Source organism: Microbulbifer sp. YPW1 (assembly GCF_013367775.1).
GTDB lineage: Bacteria > Pseudomonadota > Gammaproteobacteria > Pseudomonadales > Cellvibrionaceae > Microbulbifer.
This window is the reverse complement of sequence record NZ_CP055157.1, coordinates 1365753-1386357: the sequence shown is the minus strand read 5'-3', so window position 1 is coordinate 1386357 and position 20605 is coordinate 1365753. Positions and strand designations below refer to the sequence as shown.

General features: G+C 57.8%; 13 protein-coding genes and 1 tRNA gene. 8 read left to right on the top strand and 6 right to left on the bottom strand.

Translation table 11 applies throughout. The features are described from left to right. Window positions 1-67 precede the first annotated feature (67 nt). Together HUW35_RS05870 and HUW35_RS05865 are read left to right on the top strand one after the other, a co-directional pair. Window positions 68-1093 (top strand): zinc-binding dehydrogenase, encoded by a 1026-nt coding sequence (locus tag HUW35_RS05870; RefSeq protein ID WP_181254683.1) that lies wholly within the window; start codon window positions 68-70, stop codon window positions 1091-1093. 261 nt (window positions 1094-1354) lie between these two features. Then, entirely contained in the window at window positions 1355-3046 is a 1692-nt protein-coding gene (locus HUW35_RS05865) for an alkaline phosphatase (RefSeq protein WP_181254682.1), read from the top strand. A gap of 78 nt (window positions 3047-3124) precedes the next feature. Here the strand turns inward: HUW35_RS05865 and HUW35_RS05860 are convergent, their stop codons facing one another. Both HUW35_RS05860 and mtgA read right to left on the bottom strand, forming a co-directional pair. Continuing rightward, entirely contained in the window at window positions 3125-5368 is a 2244-nt protein-coding gene (locus HUW35_RS05860) for a TonB-dependent receptor (RefSeq protein ID WP_181254681.1), read from the bottom strand. 131 nt (window positions 5369-5499) lie between these two features. Continuing rightward, complete coding sequence (gene mtgA / locus HUW35_RS05855; RefSeq protein WP_181254680.1) at window positions 5500-6195, bottom strand: monofunctional biosynthetic peptidoglycan transglycosylase; 696 nt, start codon at window positions 6193-6195, stop codon at window positions 5500-5502. Between the two features lie 451 nt (window positions 6196-6646). On the opposite strand from mtgA, the gene katG reads away from it, so the two are divergent. Continuing rightward, the gene (gene katG, locus HUW35_RS05850) at window positions 6647-8824 is read left to right on the top strand and encodes a catalase/peroxidase HPI (protein ID WP_181254679.1); all 2178 of its coding nucleotides are present in this window, start codon (window positions 6647-6649) and stop codon (window positions 8822-8824) included. On the opposite strand, the gene HUW35_RS05845 is transcribed toward katG, so the two are convergent. The 3 genes from HUW35_RS05845 to HUW35_RS05835 are packed head-to-tail and all read right to left on the bottom strand — an operon-like array spanning window position 8821 to window position 11358. Next, window positions 8821-8937 carry a DUF2474 family protein gene (locus tag HUW35_RS05845; RefSeq protein WP_219932657.1) on the bottom strand — a complete coding sequence of 39 codons (117 nt, stop codon included), beginning with the start codon at window positions 8935-8937 and terminating at the stop codon, window positions 8821-8823. The two genes, katG and HUW35_RS05845, sit on opposite strands and share 4 nt — an antisense overlap. Next, a complete protein-coding gene (cydB, locus tag HUW35_RS05840; protein WP_181254678.1) occupies window positions 8937-9941 on the bottom strand; it encodes a cytochrome d ubiquinol oxidase subunit II in 1005 nt (334 codons plus the stop codon). The genes HUW35_RS05845 and cydB overlap by 1 nt, the downstream gene beginning before the upstream one ends. After that, window positions 9928-11358 (bottom strand): cytochrome ubiquinol oxidase subunit I, encoded by a 1431-nt coding sequence (locus HUW35_RS05835; protein WP_181254677.1) that lies wholly within the window; start codon window positions 11356-11358, stop codon window positions 9928-9930. Before HUW35_RS05835 ends, cydB begins: the two co-directional genes overlap by 14 nt. Window positions 11359-11625: 267 nt before the next feature. Between HUW35_RS05835 and HUW35_RS05830 the strand changes: the two genes are divergently transcribed. The 4 genes from HUW35_RS05830 to HUW35_RS05815 all read left to right on the top strand — a co-directional run bounded on the left by HUW35_RS05830 (window position 11626) and on the right by HUW35_RS05815 (window position 19187). Beyond that, window positions 11626-12684 (top strand): AraC family transcriptional regulator, encoded by a 1059-nt coding sequence (locus HUW35_RS05830; protein ID WP_181254676.1) that lies wholly within the window; start codon window positions 11626-11628, stop codon window positions 12682-12684. Window positions 12685-12899: 215 nt separating this feature from the next. Continuing rightward, window positions 12900-13889, top strand: coding sequence for an NADP-dependent oxidoreductase (locus tag HUW35_RS05825; RefSeq protein ID WP_181254675.1), 990 nt, complete (start codon window positions 12900-12902; stop codon window positions 13887-13889). A gap of 446 nt (window positions 13890-14335) precedes the next feature. After that, complete coding sequence (locus HUW35_RS05820; protein ID WP_181254674.1) at window positions 14336-18103, top strand: S8 family serine peptidase; 3768 nt, start codon at window positions 14336-14338, stop codon at window positions 18101-18103. Window positions 18104-18524: 421 nt separating this feature from the next. Then, complete coding sequence (locus HUW35_RS05815; RefSeq protein WP_181254673.1) at window positions 18525-19187, top strand: hypothetical protein; 663 nt, start codon at window positions 18525-18527, stop codon at window positions 19185-19187. 449 nt (window positions 19188-19636) lie between these two features. Here the strand turns inward: HUW35_RS05815 and HUW35_RS05810 are convergent. Continuing rightward, window positions 19637-19713 (bottom strand) — tRNA-Arg (locus tag HUW35_RS05810). Window positions 19714-19964: 251 nt separating this feature from the next. Between HUW35_RS05810 and HUW35_RS05805 the strand changes: the two genes are divergently transcribed. Then, window positions 19965-20384 (top strand): cytochrome c5 family protein, encoded by a 420-nt coding sequence (locus tag HUW35_RS05805; RefSeq protein ID WP_181254672.1) that lies wholly within the window; start codon window positions 19965-19967, stop codon window positions 20382-20384. Window positions 20385-20605: the final 221 nt, after the last annotated feature.

Here is a 20605-nt window from a genome sequence, read left to right as displayed (position 1 = left end):
GGCTGGCTCTGCCGATGGGCTACCGGTAGGCTGCGTCTCTCTATTGCCGAAATAAGGGATGCAGTCGATGTCCGAAGCCCGAAAAGTCTGGCGCACGCAAAAGGCGGGCGCCATCAGTAACCTGAAGCTGGTCGACGAATCGGTCGGGCCGCTGTCCGGCGAGCACATCCGTATCGCGGTAAAATCCGTGGGTTTGAACTTTGCCGATATCTTCGCGCTCACCGGACTCTACTCCGCGACCCCGCAGGGCAGCTTCATCCCCGGGCTGGAATTTGCCGGGGTGGTCACCGCCCTGGGTGACAGTACACAAACGGATTTGCAGGTGGGTGATCGGGTCTACGGCTGTACCCGCTTCGGCGGCTACGCCACGGTGGTGGATGTACCGCCGCAACACTGTCGAAAAATCCCCGAACACTGGAGTTTCGCCGAGGGGGCTTCCTTTCCCGCGCAGAGCCTGACGGCTTACTACGCCCTCGCCACCCTCGCCGCGATAAAGCCCGGGCAGGTGGTGCTGATTCAGAGTGCCGCCGGCGGCGTCGGGTTGCAGGCCATGCGTATGGCCGCGCAGATGGGCGCAATCCCTATCGGCACCGTGAGCTCGGAAAGCAAGCGCGCGTTTCTCGCCGAGCAAGGATTTGCCGAGGTCATCGTACGCGGTGATGACTTTGCCGAACAATTACACACCCAACTAAATGGGCGGCCGTTACAGGCCGTGCTCGACGGCATCGGTGGGAAAATCCAGAAACAGTCTTTCGCCGCACTTGCGCCTACCGGTCGCCTGATTGTATTCGGCGCTGCCGAATTTACCCCCGGTAACAAACCCAACTGGCTGAAAGCGGCCTGGTTATACCTGCAGCGTCCGCGCTACGACGTGATGGATATGATCAGCAGCAACAAATCCGTACTGGCATTCAACCTGATCTGGCTGTGGCAAGAACAGGCGTTGTTTGAAGAGCTGCTGGACGGGTGTGCGGCGCTTGACCTGCCGGCCCCGTTTGTTGGTCGCGAATTTCCGTTCGCGCAGGCACATGAGGCGCTGGCGCTGCTGCGCAGTGGCACATCGGTAGGCAAAGTCGTCCTCAATGTGACCTAAACAGAAACCTTGCAGAATTTGCTGTGCGGCCGGTCGTCCGCACTATGGTGCAATTTCGTCCGCTATGAAACGCCGGGCGGGGTTACTTGGCTGCGCCAAGATATCCAGTAGATATTCACAGGTCTGTCCCGAGAAACTGTGGGCAAAGCAATGTGGATAACTTTTTGCCAGACAATCTGCGCGCCCGAGTGCCGAAGTTCTCAGCTCTGTCACATCCTGCCTTTACGCTGGTTGATTGAATTCAACAGCTGGGACTTTGATGTGAACCGAATTACACGACGCAATTTCCTCAGGGCCGCGCTCGCTGCTACCGGCAGCGTAGCGGTCTCCACCCCGCTACAGGCCATGACCCGGCCGCAACTGCCGTCGGAGGTAACATTCAAGCACGGCGTGGCCAGTGGCGACCCGCTGCAGGACGCGGTGATCCTGTGGACCCGCGCAACACCCGCGCCGGCAACAGCACCCAGTGGACCGACCCGGGTGACCTGGGAGCTGGCCGCGGATAACCAGTTCAGCAACGTATTGCGCCGCGGTGAAGCGGAAACCGATCTCGCACGGGATTACACGGTAAAGATCGACGTACAGGGCCTGCGGCCGAACACCGAGTACTACTACCGCTTTGTGGGGGCCAGTGAACAGAGCCCCGTGGGGCGCGCCAAGACGTTGCCGCAGGCAGGTGTTGAACAGGTGAAGCTGGCGGTATTTTCCTGTTCCAACTACCCGGCGGGCTACTTCAATGCCTATCAGCTGGCGGCTGCCAGTGACGACTGGGATGCGGTGCTGCACCTGGGTGATTACATCTACGAGTACGGTAGCGGTGGTTACGCCACCGAGCGCGCCGCGGAGATTGGCCGCGCATTGCCGGAGGACAGCAACGGCGAGCTCTATACCCTCGCGGATTACCGCAAGCGCTACGCGCTGTATCGCACCGATGCGGGCCTGCAGGCGCTGCATGCGGCCGCGCCCTTTATCGCGGTGTGGGATGACCACGAGATCAGCAACGACACCTGGAAAGCCGGGGCGGAGAACCACGGCGAAGACGAGGGTGACTTCTTTGCCCGCCGCGCTGCCGCGGTACAGGCCTACTACGAATGGCTGCCGATCCGCCCACCCCGGGGCGAGCGCAATCCACAGATTTACCGCAGCTTCCGTTTTGGCGATCTGCTGGACCTGCATATGCTGGATACCCGCGTGATCGGTCGCGACCAGCAGCTGGATTTCAAGCGCTACCTGGACAGCGAAGGCGGTTTTGACAACCGTACATTCGGCGCCGACCTGACAGACCCGGCGCGGACCCTGCTGGGCGAGGCGCAGCGGCAATGGCTACAGGAAACCCTCACCGCGTCTAACGGCCACTGGCAGCTGCTGGGGCAACAGGTGCTGATGGGCAAAATGCACCTGCCGGTGGAGATGATGACCAGTTTCTACCGGGGCGGGAGCCGGGATACCAGTGCCGAGCTGATTGGCCTCAAGGCCGCTAGCCTACAGGGCAAGCCGCTCAGTGACAGCCAGCGCGCACGTTTGCAGCAGGTGGTTCCATACAACCTGGATGCGTGGGATGGTTACGCCGTGGAGCGCGAAGCGCTGTACGCGCAGGTAAAGGCATCGGGGAAAAACCTGGTGGTGGTGGCCGGGGATACCCACAATGCCTGGTACAACCACCTGAAAGATGCCAAAGGGCAAATGGTGGGGGTGGAATTCGCAACGCCGAGTGTGACCTCGCCGGGCATGGAAACCTACCTGAAGATGGACCGCAAAGCCGCGGCCGACATGGCCGCAGGCATGTCGCTACTGATCGACGAGCTGCAGTACTGCAACCTCCACCAGCGCGGCTATATGGCGCTGACCTTCCGCCGCGATGCGGTGCAGGCGGAATGGAAATATGTGGATAACATCGACAGTCCGGAGTTTGTTGAAGTGGCGCGGCACAGCGTTACCCACCAGCTCGCCTGATGTCTGCTGAGCGATACCAATAAAAAAGCCGGTGCTGAGAAGCACCGGCTTTTTTTGGGGGTTGTGTTTCTTCTGTGCTCAGAAAGCGCCGAACTGCTTGCTGAACTCCAGGCTCAGGGTGCGCGGCGCGCCCTGGATATAGGTGGGGAAACCGAAGGAGGAGCCGGTATTGCCCGCGTCCATAATATACTCCTCGTCCAGCAGATTGCTGGCTGCCATGGTCAGTGCCCAGTTGCGGTCGCCCGCGGCAATGCCGGCGCGCAGGTTGAGCAGGTCTACCGCGTCTTCCTCAAACTGGTTGGCGATATCGAAGTACACCGAAGAGCGGTAACTCCAGCTGCCACTGCTGGTGAACAGCAGCCCGCTGGTGATCGGCGTTTCATAGATATAGCTGATGGCACCGGTCAGCTCCGGTTGCAGGCGGAACTGGTTGCCGGCGTAGCTGCCGTTGCCGGACTCTTCGTCGATACCCGCATCGATGTACGCCATGTTCGCCAGCAATTGCAGGCTGTCCGTCGCGCTCCAGCGCAGTTCAGCTTCCAGACCGGTATTGGTAGCAGAGCCGGCATTTTCCGTGCGGGTCTGGCCGCTGTCCTGATCGACCACATTCACCTGGAAATTGTCGTAGTTCTGATAAAAAGCGGCCACGGCGTAATCCAGCGGCGTGCCTGCAAGACGACCCTTGATGCCCAGCTCGTAGTTATCGATCTCTTCTGCCGGGATCAGGTTCCCGATGCCGGAGGACAGTTCGATCACCTCCGAGCGCTCGCCCCGGGAGATGGTGCCGTACAGGTTTGTGTCGTCGTTCAGGGCATACAGCAGATTGAAGCGCGGCAGCACTGCGGAATTGTCGGAATCCCCGCGGATCACATCGCCATCGGTATTCAGCGCCAGGCCAAAGAACAAATCAGTCATCATGCCCTGTGACGCCAGTGTCTGGGAAAAGGGCAGGTTGCTGTTGTAGCTGGATTCGCGCTCCTCGCGTATCAGGCGGGCGCCGACGGTGGCTTCCAGTTGCGCGGTCACCTGGTAGGAAACATCCGCGAAAAGATTCAGGCTGCTGTTGTCGGCGCCGTTAGCGTAATAGCTTTCATAGGGCAGTGCCGCGACCATGCCGCCGGTGAGCAGCGCGGTGCTGTCTGTATTACAGCTGGGAATATTGACTGCGGCGAGCGCGCCGGCGCAGCTGAGAAAGGTGCCTTCCTCGGTGGCAAAGCCGACAAACTGCTCGGCGTCTTCCTCGAAGTAGCTGGCACCCACAAAGCCGTTGATACGCTCGCCGCTAAAGTTCAGGCGCAGTTCGTGGCTGGACTGGTCGCCGGTGGCCCATTCAGAAAAGTTCAGCATCTCGAAGCCGGTGCCGTCGGCATCGAAGGCCTCGAGGGAATCGTGCTCCCGCTGGGCACCGATATAGGTGAGGGACACGGCGTCGCCCAGCGTCCAGTCAATGGTTGCGTTGAAATCCTTTACCGTGCGATCCACACCGATATCGTCCATACCCAGAATATTGTTATCCGGCACGCTCAGCGCTGCGTTATCGGTAAACAACACGGACTGGTTGACGAAGGCAGTCCCCGGGTCGGTGGCCTTGTCGTAGTTGTATACGAGATCAATAGTGAGATCCTCACTGGGGGTGAACCGCAGGCTGGGGCGGATGGCCTCGCGCTGGTAGCCGTTCAGGTCCGCCTCGCCGCTGGTGTTTTCCACATAACCCCCGCGCTCGCGGGTGACGAATGCCAGTCGACCCTGCACGGTTTCACTACCGCCGGTCACCATACCCTCGAGCTTGCGCAGTTCGTAATCACCGGCACCGGCGCTGATGGATGCGGCAAAATCCTGCTGCGGCTTGGCGGTAATAAAACTCATGGCACCGATGGAGGCGGCGGTGCCAAACAGGGTAGCCTGCGGCCCCTTCACCACCTCGATGCGCTCCATGTCGTACACCTCGAAATAGGAGGTACGCGAGCGGGAAACGTCGGTACCGTTCAGGTATACGGATACCCGCGCGGCACCGGGCGCACTGCCGTCATCGGAGGTAATGCCACGGATCACATAGCCGTTGTTGTTCACACTCTGTTGCTGCACCACAAGACCCGGTATCAGGTCAGACAGAGTGTCGAAGCGGTCGATGCCCAGTTCATTCAGGGTATCGCCATCCAGGCTGCTGACGGTCAGCGGTACATCCTGAATTGCCTGGGCGCGCTTCTGTGCGGTAACGATGACTTCTTCCATTTGCGATTGCGCCTGCGTCTGCGCGGCAAGCGTCGAAATCACACAGGCCAGGGTGGCGAGGGGGAAATTCCGTTTCACAATACGGTTCATGATAGCTCCAGCATTTAATCTCAGAAGATTTACCCGCTGGATACTAGTGATGAATTAATACGTTGCTGTTACTGGTTGGTGACAGAAATACGGTGGGACTTTAATTTGCCGGCGCGAATCGGCCAGCCGGATTATTGCAGTGACTGCAGATAGCGGGCGCCGCCCAGCTGTCGGGCCTGGCGATTGATTGTGTACGCGCGGCCCTGTACATACTCCGAAGGTCGCCCGGCCGACATGCGTTTTGGGCTGGGCAATACTGCCGCCAGCAGACCTGCCTGCCAGCGGCTGAGGCGTTGCGCCGAATTGCCAAAATGGTGACGCGCCGCAGCTTCTGCTCCGTAAACCCCCTCACCGAACTCAGCGATATTCAGGTACACCTCGAGAATCCGCTCCTTCGGCCAGAGAATTTCCATCAGAAGGGCAAACCAGGCTTCCAGTCCCTTGCGAATGTAGCTACGGCCATTCCACAAAAACAGGTTCTTCGCGGTCTGCTGGGTGATGGTACTGGCACCGCGCGTGCGTTTGCGCTTTTCCGTGAGCGCTTTGCGCAGCGCATCTAAATCGAAGCCGAAATGATCCGCGAATTTCTGGTCTTCCGAGGCGATGACGGCGATTTGCAGGTTGGGTGAAATCTTTTCCAATGGGCGCCAGCTGTGCTTGGCTGTGCGGCCGCTGTGCCGCTCCCAGTTTTGGATGACCATGGAGGAGGGCGGATTGATCCAGCGCAGGGAAAATACCAGCAACGCGGTAACCACTACAAACGCAGTACCGAAAAGGAGTACGGCTTTAGCGGTTCGCTTCAGGTAACGGGTCTTGGAGCTGCTCATGGGTTGATCGCTGACATCACTGGCTGGGAAGTTTGCCGAAGCGGTTGTCCTCCAATTCACCGGTGCGGTCCGGCTGCGAATTGAAGTCTGGGGTTGAATCGTGTTGACCGCTACCGCCGACCACTTAGATGGCGAATATTAAATTCCGAATGTTTTGCCGTCTCGCGACCGGTTCAACTTTTTCGCCATTATTCGCTGACCGAGAGGTCGACAGTTTCCGCATGCCGGGATACAGATGGCCAAATCACTGCACACGTTCTTTGGCGCTCTACCAATCTTGGGTTTGCAAAACGCAGAATTTCTGGCGCGAGGTCATACCCGTGTGTTGAGCAGGAAGCGCAGAGCCGGATGTGACGTGTTATAGAAGGGCAGGATTTCGAAAAAACTCGCGGCCGATGTTCTACTACACGACATATTTTCGCGCTTTTCTACCAAAAAAAGGATTTAGACCATGACTGATAGCAAGACCAGTACTTCCGGCCAGTGTCCGGTGATACACGGCGGTATGACGGAGTGCGGCGAATCAGTGATGGCGTGGTGGCCCAAGGCCCTGAACCTCGACATATTGCACCAGCACGATCGCAAGACGGACCCGATGGGGGCGGATTTCAACTACCGGGAGGAAGTGAAGAAACTCGACTTCGACGCGCTCAAAAAAGATCTGCACGCATTGATGACCGATAGCCAGGAATGGTGGCCGGCGGACTGGGGCCATTACGGTGGCCTGATGATCCGCATGACCTGGCACGCGGCCGGTTCTTATCGCGTTGCCGACGGCCGCGGCGGCGCGGCAACCGGTAATCTGCGTTTCGCACCGCTGAACTCCTGGCCCGATAACGGCAACCTCGATAAGGCGCGTCGCCTGCTCTGGCCGATCAAGAAAAAATACGGCAATAAATTGAGCTGGGCGGATCTGATCGCCTATGCCGGCACCATTGCCTACGAATCCATGGGCTTGAAAACCTTCGGCTTTGGCTTTGGCCGCGAAGACATCTGGCATCCGGAAATCGATACCTACTGGGGCTCGGAAAAAGAATGGCTGGCGCCCACTGGCAGTGAGGGCAGCCGTTACTCCGGTGAGCGGGATCTGGAAAATCCGCTGGCCGCAGTCATGATGGGCCTGATCTATGTAAACCCCGAAGGGGTGGACGGCAATCCGGACCCGCTCAAAACCGCACACGATGTGCGCGTTACTTTTTCCCGCATGGCCATGGACGATGAAGAAACCGTGGCGCTGACCGCCGGCGGCCATACCGTGGGTAAAACCCACGGCAATGGTGACGCCGAGTTACTTGGTCCGGAGCCGGAAGCCGGCCCCATCGAAGACCAGGGCTTCGGCTGGCTGAACAAAACCAAGCGCGGCATTGGCCGCGATGCGGTCACCAGCGGACTCGAAGGTGCCTGGACCACCCATCCGACCCAGTGGGATAACGGCTACTTTGAAATGCTGCTGAACCACGAGTGGGAGCCGCGCAAAAGCCCCGCCGGTGCCTGGCAGTGGGAGCCGGTGGATATCAAGGAAGAGGATAAACCGGTCGATGTCGAGGACCCTTCCATCCGCACGACCCCGATCATGACCGACGCCGATATGGCGATGAAAATGGATCCGGAATACCGCAAGATTTCCGAGCGGTTCCATAAAGATCCCGCCGCGCTCGCCGATGCATTCGCGCGGGCCTGGTTCAAGCTGACCCATCGCGATATGGGACCGAGGGCGCGCTATATCGGTCCGGATGTACCGCAGGAAGATTTGATCTGGCAGGACCCGGTGCCGGCAGGCAGCACCAGTTATGACGTCGACGGGTTAAAGGCCAAGATAGCCGCCAGCGGACTGAGTACTGGCGAGATGGTCGCTACCGCGTGGGACAGCGCGCGAACCTTCCGCGGTTCAGATATGCGCGGTGGTGCCAACGGTGCGCGTATCCGCCTGGCGCCCCAGAAAGACTGGGTGGGCAACGAGCCCGAGCGGTTAGCCAAAGTTGTGTCGGTGCTGGAACCCATTGCGACGGAGAGCGGAGCTAGCGTTGCGGATGTCATCGTGCTGGCGGGCAATATCGGTGTCGAACAGGCAGCCAAGGCTGCGGGTTTTGAAATCGCCGTGCCTTTCTCGCCGGGCCGCGGAGACGCTACGGACGAAATGACGGATGTGGAAGCCTTCGATGTACTGGAACCCATCCACGATGGTTATCGCAACTGGTTGAAGAAAGACTATGTGGTGAACCCGGAAGAGATGCTGCTCGACCGCACCCAGTTGATGGGACTGACCGCGCCGGAAATGACGGTGTTAATCGGTGGCATGCGGGTTCTCGGTACCAACCACGGCGGTACCAAGCATGGGGTGTTTACCGATCGCGAAGGCGAGTTGAGCAACGACTTTTTCGTGAACCTGACGGACATGGGCAATACCTGGCAGCCCGCGGGTAAAAACCTGTATGAAATCCGCGATCGTAAAACCGATCAGTTGAAATGGACTGCAACCCGAGTTGATCTGGTATTCGGTTCCAATTCGATCCTGCGCGCCTACGCGGAGCTTTACGCACAGGACGACAGCAAGGAAAAATTTGTGCGGGATTTTGTGGCTGCCTGGGCCAAAGTCATGGATGCGGATCGGTTTGATCTGGCCAGTTAACCCACTAGCCACCAGCGCAACAGCAGTGAAATAGCACCCAGGGCCGCGACACTCATCAGCCAGATCGCGGCCATCCAGGCCAGGCGCTTCCACAGGGTGGACCGCGCCTCCACTAGTGATACCCCTCGGTGCCGACCTTGCCGCGGAACACCCAGTAGGCCCAGCCGGTGTAGGCCAGAATGAGTGGAATAATAAATACGGCCCCAACCAGCATAAACAGCTGGCTGCTGTGGGGGGCTGCGGCATCCCAGATCGTAATCGAGCGCGGCACCATATACGGAAAAATACTGATACAGAGGCCGATAAAGCCGAGCAGGAACAGTGCCAGCGCCATCAGAAAGGGAAGTATTTCGCGTCCCTTGCGTAAACTCCAGAAAAAGATTCCGGTACAGATGGCGACGAGTAACGGGATTTGGGCGGTGAGCATCACCTGCGGCATCTCGAACCAACGTCGCCAGTATTCGTAATCCAGGAAGGGGGTTGCGGCACTGACCGCAGCTAGCGCGAGCACGGTGAGGATACCGAGCCTGAATGCCAGACGACGCGCATGTCGCTGACAGCTGCCTTCGGTTTTGATGATGAGCCAGGTAGCACCCAGCAGGCTATAGCCTACAGCTACCGCGATTCCGGTGAGGCAGCTGAACGGGCTTAACCAGTCGAGCCAACCACCGGCATAGGCATTGTTTTCAACACGGATACCCTGCAGCAGCGCACCGATGGTGATCCCCTGGGCGACGGCGGCCACGGTTGAGCCCACGGTAATTACCAGATCCCACAGCGGCCGATGCCGCGGGTCCCGCCAGCGAAATTCGAACGCGGCGCCGCGAAACACCAGGCCGAGCAGCATGGCAATCATCAGCGGGTAAGTGGCAGGCAATATGATGGCATAGGCGAGGGGGAAGACCGCCAGCAGACCGCCACCGCCCATCACCAGCCAGGTTTCATTGCCGTCCCATACCGGAGCGATGGAATTGATTGCCTGATCCTTTTCCTCGCCCGGACTCAGGGCCGGAAACAGGATACCGACACCCAGATCAAAGCCATCCATTACCACATAGGCGAACACCGCAAAGCACAGGATGGCGGCCCATATGGTTGGCAGATCAAAGCTTGCCATGGGAATCCCCCTTGCTTAAAGAAGCGGCCTCGATACTCGATGCCGGGGTAATACCCGCTGCGTGGAAGGGCACATTGGGCGGCTCTGTTTCTCCGCGGTGTGGCGGCTGGGCCATCAGGCGCAGCAGATAGTAAATACCCGCGCCGAACACGGCGGTGTAAACCACGATAAATGCCAGCAGCGATGCTGCCACTGCAGGCGCGTCCAGGGGAGAGCTGGATTCCGCAGTTCTCAGTAACCCGTATACGGTAAATGGCTGTCGACCGACCTCGGTGGTTATCCAGCCGGCAATCACGGCGACAAACCCCGCAGGCCCCATGATTACGGCGGCGCGATGCAGTTTTTTCGATGTATAGAGTTTTTTCCGGCGTCGCGCGATAAGACTCCACACGCCGAGCGCCAGCATGGCAAAGCCAATCGCAACCATGATTCGGAAAGACCAGAAAACAATGGCTACCGGCGGCCATTCATCGCGGGGGAAATCGGTCAGGCCCGGCAGGGGCGCGTTGGGGTCATGCTTGAGGATGAGTGAACCCAGTTTCGGGATCGCCACCTTGTAGCGCACCTCCGCTGCCTCGTCATCCGGCAGGCCGAAAAGAATCAGCGGTGCGCCCTCTGGGCTGGGATCGTAATCCCCTTCCATTGCAAGCACCTTGATCGGCTGATGCTCCAGAGTATTCAAACCGTGCATATCACCGGCGACGATCTGGAAGGGGGTAACAATCACCGCCATCCACATCGCCATGGAAAACATTTTGCGCGCACCCACATTGGTGCTGTCTTTCAGCAGGTGCCAGGCGCCAACACCACCAACGGCAAAAGCGGTGGTCAGGTACGCCGCGGTTACCGTATGCACCAGCCGGTAGGGGAAGCTCGGGTTGAAGACGATGTCCCACCAGGAGCCGCCCGGCACAAACTGCCCGTCGGCATTGATTTCGAAACCTGCTGGCGTCTGCATCCAGGAGTTGACCGACAGAATCCAGAATGCGGAAATAAATGTGCCGAATGCCACCATGCAGGTGGAAAAAAAGTGCAGCCCTTTTCCCACCTTGCTAATGCCAAACAACATGACGCCAAGGAAACCCGCTTCCAGAAAGAACGCGGTCATGACTTCGTAGCCCATGAGTGGCCCGATAATCGGTCCGGCCTTGGTAGAAAACACCGACCAGTTGGTGCCGAACTGATAAGACAATACAACGCCGGAGACCACACCCATGCCGAAGCCTATGGCAAATATCTTCAGCCAATAGCGGTACAGATTCGCGTAGACCCCGCGTCCGGTTTTCAACCACAGCCCTTCGAGCACCATCAGGTAACTCGCCAGGCCGATGGAAAACGCCGGGAATATAAAATGGAACGACACGGTGAAAGCAAATTGCACTCGGGCCAGCAATACGGCGTCTAGTTGTTCGATCAAGCCTGCCTTACCTCTTAACCTGCCGAAGCAGCTGTTTTTTCATTTTTCCTAGTAAACCGTAGTCGTCATAGGTGCGGTGTCTAGGCGGGGATAGCGCAAAAACGGCGACAGGCTGGCTTTCACCTGAAACTTTGGCGCGCTGTTGCTTTCTTGAAGTGTTGAACCGGATCTACTCTGGGCGGGTGATTGGATCGTTCTGCTCGACAGCAAAAACACTACTGACGAAATTGGTGTAATGTCAGTAGCCTTATTCAATTAGATTTCATAATGGAAGAATTCTCTCGAGCCTCATCACTGGTCTTGTTCGACGAGGCCTGTCGCGCGGCAGGACTTGATGTACGGGTGATGCTGGAAAAGGCGGGGCTGCCCGTAGATATCCTCACACAGCCGGAAAGCATGATTTCCTACCAGCGGATGGCGTTGCTTTTGGATGACTGTGCACAGGTATCGGGCAACCCGCTGTTCGGGCTGGAACTGGGGCTGCGTCAGGGAACGGCTGTATTTGGTCAGCTACTGTATCTGTTGAAAAACGCCCACACCGTGGGTGAGTCCCTTGCGGAGCTCGCCCGCTATTACCATCTGCATTCCAGCAGCGGCACGGTGAAGGTGGAGATACACAACAAGCTGGCATTTCTCGAATACACACCGGTGCTGCGCGAGGGTATTCCCTCGCGACAGGCAATCGAGCACGGGGTAGCCGTCGGTTGGCAGCTATTGAAAATGTTGCTGGGCAATAACTGGAACCCTCGCGGTCTTTATCTGCAGACTGCTGCCGGAGCTTCCACCCGCAGTTACACACGCCTGTTGCGTACCACGCCTCAGTTCAACAGTGATAGAAACGCCTGGGTCTTTGATGCTGCGCTGCTGGAGGCGCCGTTAAGCGATGCGGATCCAGCCCTCCACGCACTGATGCAGGCGCATATCGACAAGCTGGATGCGCTCGCGCCCAAGGAATTACCCGCATTCGTCAGCCAGTTGCTGCGCAACCTGCTGCCCAGTGGCAAGGTTTCCCTCGACTATGTTGCGGACTATATGATGCTCGGTACCCGCTCGCTGCAGCGCATGTTGATGGAAGAGGGCACCAGCTTTCAGGCACTGCTGAATGAAACCCGCCAGGCAGTGGCCTCCCGCTACCTGAAAGAATCCGACATCAGTCTGACCCAGCTGGCGGGGCTGCTCGGTTACGCCGACCTGGCCACTTTTTCCAAAGCCTTTCAGCGCTGGTTTGGTGTCAGTCCACGACAGTGGCGCCAGGCCAACGCCGCCCCTTCCGATACGACGAAAAAACTGGCGCGCGAGCGCCGACGCCCCTCCTGGTTGCGTTAAATTCCGCGCAACAAGCCGCTTTTGTTCTCCCCCTGAAAAATCAAAACATTTGGCGTGAATTGACAAATAATTTACGCCTTTAGACAAGTTTCACTCTTGCCCTTGCCGCGACAATACGCGATCGAATCAGTCCTGCCTGCCCATTCCTCGGGACGGGTACAAAGAGATCACACTGCCAACAAATCATTGCCACGCAGTTCAGCAAAGAGTGTTCTATGACCTACAAAGCGATCCAACTGAGCAAGCGCCCGAACGGCGACCTGACACCGGATATTTTTGAAACCGTCGAACTGGAAACCCCGACCCTGGAAGAGGGGCAATTCCTGGTCAAGCAGACCTATATGTCCCTCGACCCGGCCATGCGCACCTGGCTGAACCCGCGCGAGGACAGCTACATGCCGCCGGTACAGATCGGCGAGGTCATGCGTTCCTACGGCGTGGGTGAGGTGGTGGAGTCCCGCAATCCCGATTACCCGCAAGGCGCACGGGTAATCGGTACCACCGGCTGGGCGGAGTACGTGCTCGGCAACGAGGAAATGCAGGTCGTGGATCCCTCCCTCGATCCGGAAGCCCTGTTGTCGGTGTTTTATGTCACCGGCCTCACGGCCTACGTGGGCCTGATCAAGATCGGCCGGCCGCAAGCGGGCGAGACCATTCTGGTGAGTGGAGCGGCCGGTTCTGTCGGTTCACTGGCGGGCCAGATGGCCAAAGCCGAAGGCCTGCGTGTAGTGGGCACTGCGGGTAGTGACGAAAAATGTCGCTGGCTGGAAGAAGAGCTGGGTTTTGACAAGGCGATCAACTACAAGTCAGACAACCTCGCATTGGAGCTGGACCAGGCGTGTCCGAACGGTATCGACCTGTTCTTTGAAAATACCGGTGGTCCGATTCAGGCGCTGGCGTACAAGCGCATGAACCGCTTCGGTCGTATCCTGGTGTGCGGCATGATCGCCGAGTACAACTTCGAACAGCCGGCGCCGGGTCCGAACTGGATGGACATCAACCTGAAAGGTCTGCGCGTGGAGGGCTTTGTGGTGCCGGACCACCTGGACAAGGCACAGGAAGCGACCGAAGCCCTGACCAAATATGTGCAGAATGGCCAGATCCGTTACCGCACCCATGTCATCGAAGGGCTGGACAGTGCCAAGGAAGGTATCAACTTGCTGTTCAGTGGTGAAAACCAGGGTAAGCTACTAGTTAAACTCTGAAACTGATTTCGCGCCTCCGCCGCGCCCGTGGCGGAGGCACTCATTCGACGACTTCTCCCTTCCCCAATTTTCTCATTTCTGTTCCTGATTTTTTAAACATCTCATTCTAGAAATTTATTTCTATTTCATGCGCCTGTAGAAGCTGGATTTGATTATTTGAATTAGATCGCGATATCCACAGGCTCACCGGCCGTTTTATGGCAAGTGGCGTTACACAACGTTACGCAGAGTTCTGTGAGGTTGTGACGTACCACCAAGTCTTACTAGGGACAGCTTGTAAAACTGCGCGGGTAAGTAAACTGAAGAGTCAGGAATTCCTTCCTCAACAGAATAATAACCCGCGATTTTAATCTCTCCCTGTGAAATCCATGGGCTTGTTCCTGACATAAGGCAGAGCCTTGCGGCGCGGTTGATGAGAATAAAATTAAATTTTTTAGGTATTTAAGATGAATAATTTTGGCAGAGTGAGTCGCCTGGCCGCGGCTATATTTGCGCTTTCGGGGGGGCTGTCCGCCGCTCCCGCTCTGGCCCAGGAGCCCGAGCAGCAGCCTGCTGGTGGCGAACTGACCTTTACCCTGATTACCGGTGACAAGGTTTCCGCCGTTGTAAAAAATGACGGTGCGCTGGCCGGTATTCGCCTGATGGGTGAAGATGGCAGTGACGTAGTGACCAGCATCTACAAGTACGGTGACAGCACCTATGTGGTGCCGCCCAAGGCGCAACAGCTGGTAGATGCAAAAGCCGTGGACATGGAGCTGTTCAATATCAGCAAGCTCTACGAGGCGGGCTACGACGACGCATCCACCAGCAAGCTGCCGGTGATTGTCGAATACGTCGACGGCACCCTAAAGGGCGCTGCAGTGCCCAAAGCACTCAACGGTATGTCCCTGACCGGTGAAATCGAAATTATCGACAGCGCCGCTTTCGGTATCGAAAAGTCCCAGGCTGCTCAACTCTGGACCCAGCTGACCGTAGATAACAGCGTGGAAGGCGTGTGGCTGGATGCGTTTGTGCATGCACACAAGGTGTCCGGTTCTGAAACCCTGACCCCGACCGTGCCGCTGACCGGCGCCCATGGCAAGTACGCCGCGGACTTCACCGGTGAAGGTGTCACTGTGGCGGTACTGGACACCGGTTACGACACCGAGCACGCGGACCTGACTGGTCGCGTTGTCGCTTCCCGTGACTTCACTTATTCCCGCAACGGTGTGGACGACCTGAATGGTCACGGCACCCACGTTGCCACCACCATCGCCGGCACCGGCGCTGAATCCAATGGCCTTTGGGCAGGTATGGCGCCGGAAACCAATCTGGTGATCGGCAAGGTCCTGAGCAATACCGGTGGCGGTTCTACCTTCGGTATTCTGAACGGCATGATCTGGGCCGTGGAGCAGGGCGCCGACATCGTCAGCATGTCCCTGGGTGGCAGCGCCACTTCCTGTGACGGCCCCATGGTGGATCTGGTGGAAGCGCTGAGCGACGAAGCCCTGTTTGTTATTTCTGCGGGCAACAGCTTTACCCGCGAAACCGTCGGTTCTCCCGGTTGTGCGCCCAGCGCCCTGACCGTGGGTGCGATCGATCGCAACAACGAAACCGCGGTCTTCTCCTCCCGCGGCCCGTCCCCGGATGGCCACTCTTCCAAGCCTGATATCGCTTCCCAGGGGGTTGCCGTGGTTGCGGCTGCGTCCGGTGGTTTTGGCGAAACCGGCTACACCGCTCTCTCCGGTACTTCCATGGCCGCGCCGCATGTTTCCGGCGGCGCTGCGCTGCTCAAGCAGGCGCGCCCGGAACTGACGCCGCGCGAGCTGAAAAAAGTGCTGACCTCTTCGGTAACTCCGAGCGATGCGAACGTGCTGGAGCAGGGCGCAGGCCCCATGGACGTCAACCAGGCGATGGTGCAAAACGTCGTGGCCAACCCGAATCCGGAACTGGGCTTTTTCACCGGCGGTCATTACGAGTACACCGAAACTTCGGTCACCTTGGAAAACCTCTCCGCTGAAGACAAAACCTTCAAACTGAAGCTGGATATCGTCGGTGAAGACGAGTCCGTGGAATTGCCGTCAACTCTGGCCGGACTGGGCGTCAAGTCCGTTACCGTACCGGCGAACGGCAGTGTCCAGGTGCCGGTCTGGATCGACCCGACCGTTGGCCTGCGCAGTGGTGCTTACGGTGCAATCACCGGTCGCATCGAGGGCACCGTTGTCGGCAACACCGACGAGCGTCTCACCGTTCCGGTTTCCTTCTGGATCGATCAGCCGCAAGTCGAGCTGAGCTTTTCCGTCACCGACCACCGCGGCAAGCCGGCACAGTCCCCGTCCAAAATCTACGTGATGAACGACGAAGATGACTGGGGTCATTATCTGGCGGTACACAACGGTGTCGCCAGTATGAAACTGCCGGAAGGTGAGTACAGCATCGTCGCCAACATCATGACCTTCGATACCGATAGCGCTTTCGGTGGCCTGGTCGAGTCCGCAGCACAGATGGCGGTACTGCGTCGCAAGGTATCCAGCAACGCCACCATCGAGTTTGATGCGCGCAATGCAGAGAAGGTGGAATTCAAGGCCGACAAACCGCTGGCACCCCAGGGCTATTCCTTTGGCTTTACCTACGCGCTGGACGATGCCCAAACGGCGAAGCTGGCGGCAATGGAGCTGGCACCGGATTACGTCAAGAACTTCTACGCCTGGTCACAGGGCCACGACGAGCGCTTCCGTTCTTTCGTGACTACCCGCGCGATTGCCCCTGAAGCGGTGGTGACCCTGCAAAACGGCGAAGTGCTGGATTACGTCAACCAGGGCCTGGCGCTCAGCTTCCACGGTGAAGGCAGTGCCGAAATGGTCGCCGTGGGCGATGCCGGCTACGCGACCGACTGGGAGCAGTTCGACCTGGAAGGCAAGATCGCGCTGATTTCCAACCCCTACTACCTGACTTCCTACATGGTCGGCAATGCGATGAAGCACGGCGCTGCGGGTGTGATTTTCTATCGCCCGGGTAGCAGTGGTCGTTACAAGGGCATCATCAACGGTACGCCCAAGGTACCGGTGATCGGTGTGAGCAGCGAGCAGGGCGAGCGCATCGCGGCCCAGGTAGAAGCCGGTAACAACCTGGTGAGCTGGTCTGGTATTGCGGCGGAACGCACCCCTTACGCCTATTCCATCAACCACATCACCGACGGGCACATCGACGGCGGTCTGGTGCAGGTCCACGAAAAAGACATGCACAAAATCACTGCGCGCTACCACGCACAGGATGACGACCGTCCGGCCTGGACCGATGTGATGGCCATGACCAACAGCACCGGTGAGTTCTACTCCACCGGCAGCCCGCAGCTGGTGATGACCCCGGTGGAACGCGAAGAGTATTACACCGCGACCAGCAAAAATGCCTGGACCAACATTGTGATGCCCGACCACCAGTTGCGCAGCAACGGTGGTTACTTCGACGGTCCGCGTCTGATGACTGCTGGCGCCGAAGAGGAAACTTCCTGGTTCAAGGGCCCCCGTGGCGGAACTCTGCTGAGCAGTGGCTCCCCTCTCGCGTATCGCGATACCAATGTGCTGCAGATCCGCACCCCCTCGTTTGGTGATGCGGCCGGTCACGACGGCACCGGTGGCTACAACGGGCGTGCGGCGTATGGCCTGACCGTCAATGGCGAAACCCAGTACCCGGACGGCGGATTGCTCACCGTGCCCGACAGCAACAGTGAAATCACCCTGGAAATTCGCTACTACCCGAGAGGCGTGGGCGAGCGTTCTCCGGTGGGTGACCACCTGGGCTCGCTCTACCAGGGCATTTACTCCTTCAACACCAGCGCCGAGCAACAGGGACCGCAACCGGTTCTGGTACCGGTAATCGACCTGCCGGTGAGCATCGTGAACACCGCAAACGCCGGTGAACCGATGCAGGTCAAGCTGTCCGGGGTAATGGATGGGCTGGGTGAAGTCGACCTCTCCTCCGTCTCCCTGCAGTACGGCTACGGCCAGGAATGTGTTGTGGATACCGTACCGGCATTTGTGTACTGCCCGGTTTCCACCAAGTTCTCTGAGAGCAGCTGGGTGGACGCAGAAGTGGAGCAGGTAGACGGTGAGTGGATTGCCACTATCCCGAATGCGGGCGAAGCGGGTGAGTTTGTACATCTGCGCGTGGAAATGACTGGCCCGAAGGGCAGCCACACCAAGCAGATCACCATGCGGACTTACATGCTGCTGTAAGCGTTAAATAAATTTCATTTGGTCCTGTCTTTGGCCGCTGATGTTTACGCATCAGCGGCCTTTTTTATGTATGCCCCCGAGACGGGTTGTATGTGTTGACACTGCCTAATGCCGCGCCCGATGCTCCAGAAAACTTACGACCAAAAGAACTCCCCTTAATTGAAGATTAGGATTTTAGGTTGGGATATGACGTATTGGTGGAAATTTAATACTGAGTTTTTGTAAATATTAGAAATGTGTATTATTGTGCCATTTGGCTGAATTTGGGCGCGGCAGACTCTCGCAGCAGCCTGGAACCATGTTTTTTTAAAAGATTTCGATGGGATAAGAGGCCGCGGGTGGGGATTAGTTGTGCGTGCCAGCTTGCGATGCGGTGCTTGTGGAAGATAAACAATAAACTCAAATTACTGGGGGAAATAACATGTTAAAGAAACTCTTCATCCTGAGCCTGGCGCTTGCCGCTGTTGGCTGTGCTGGTGTTAAAACAGTGCCGTTGTCTGAAGAGTCGATTCCGATGATAGAGGGCAGAGCCATCAGCGGATCTTTCTCCAGTGAAAAACCGGGCTTTGCAGCGATGACGGCCGGTAAAGGTGCATTTGGTGCACTTGGTGCCGTCGCCATGATATCTGCGGGCAATAAGCTGGTTGCCGAAAATAATGTGCAAGACCCTGCCGGCTATATCTATGACTCTCTGGCTACAGAGCTGGCCAAGGAATACTCGCTGCGCCTTCTTGAAGATACCAGAATTGAAACCTCTGGCGCCAAGCTGGACGACCTCACTGCGCAAGTAAGTGATGCCAGATTGCTGCTGGATGTTCGCACCACGAATTGGAACTTCGTTTACTTCCCGACCACTTGGAATAAATACAAAGTAGGCTACAGCGCTGTTTTACGGCTGGTCGACACTTCCACCAAGGAAGTGCTCGCCGAATCTATGTGCAGCAAATTTAGCCATGAGGATAGCGAGACGGCGCCTACCTATGACGAACTGGTAGGGAACGAGGCGGCGCGATTGAAGCAGGAATTACACGCGGCTGCGGATTATTGTATCGGTGAATTCAAGGCTAATACGCTGCGGCTTTGATCCGTATTGGAACAATATAAACCTGTTGCGGTTTAGTCGACTCTTGGAAAGTTGGCTGGAATTAGATACGTCAGCCAAGCCTTATTCTCAGATCGATAAAATAAAGCCCCTGCTCACATGTGAGCAGGGGTTTTGTTTTTTAACATGGACGAGGTTGCCCGAGAGGATGCGCTCTCATTGTTCGCGGCTATCCGCCTCGCTCCAGATAGCTCCCTTCGGTCGCTGCTCTCCGGCGCTGTGCGCCTGCGAGTCGAACCTGGGAGTTGGTCAGAGCCCTCGGGCTTGAGGTGGCATATAAGAAAAGTCATCCGAGAGGATTAGCTTCGCCCTGCGGGCTCGCTGCTCTCCGGCGCTGCGCGCCTACGAGTCGAACCTGGGAATTGGTCGAAGCCCTTGGGCTTGGGACTATATATAAAAAAGGCCACCCAACGGGTGGCCTTTTTTATATATGGCCCGCCCGAGAGGATTCGAACCTCTGACCTTCGCCTCCGGAGGGCGACGCTCTATCCAGCTGAGCTACGGGCGGATTGACTGACCTGGGAGGCCAAATCTGCGCCAAATCAAGGGCTTAGATAACCCCGGCGCGGACGCGGATTATACAGAACGGCTGTGGCGGGGCAAAGGAAATTGGCCGGTGGCGGGGCATAAATCGGGCACTATTGGTGCGCGGGCCTTCGCAGAGGCGGGCGCTATGCTTATAATGCGCGGCTGAATTGTAGAGGTATGTGGCTAACACACCGGAATCTACGGGCCGCACAAGGCCTTTAGGGGGATTGGATGAAAGTTGTTTTGAATTTCGTGGCGGCCCTGGCCGTGGTGGCTGGTGCGGCAGTAGCTGTGGCGCAGTCTGTAGATGAGCAGATCGCCGAGCGTATCGCGCCGGCCGGCAAGACCTGTATGCAGGGCGACGAGTGTGCCGCAGCGGCACCGGCAGCCAGTGCCTCTTCCGGTGGTACCCGCAGCGGCAGCGACGTGTATACCGGCCACTGCGCCGCCTGTCATGCGACCGGTGCCGCGGGCGCGCCCAAGCTTGGCGATGCCGCTGCCTGGGGGCCGCGTATCGACAAGGGTATCGATACGCTGTACACCCACGCCATCAACGGCTTCAACGCGATGCCGGCGCGCGGCCTGTGCATGGACTGCAGCGACGATGAAGTGAAGGCTGCTGTTGACCACATGGTGGAAGGCAGCAAGTAAGCGACTGCTTACACCGGTGCAAAAAAGCCGCTCATGGAGCGGCTTTTTTTATGTCTGAAAGACTTGCCTCCCATGCGCAAATGGCTAGTGTGGCGCTGAATTGGTACGCATGTTGTATAGAAAACAACCACAATTTGTCGCTAAAATCCCAGCTCATTTTGCAATCCGCGCATTAAGGAATGAGTCTCGTGGGCATGAAAGTATCAAGGAGTAAAACCACA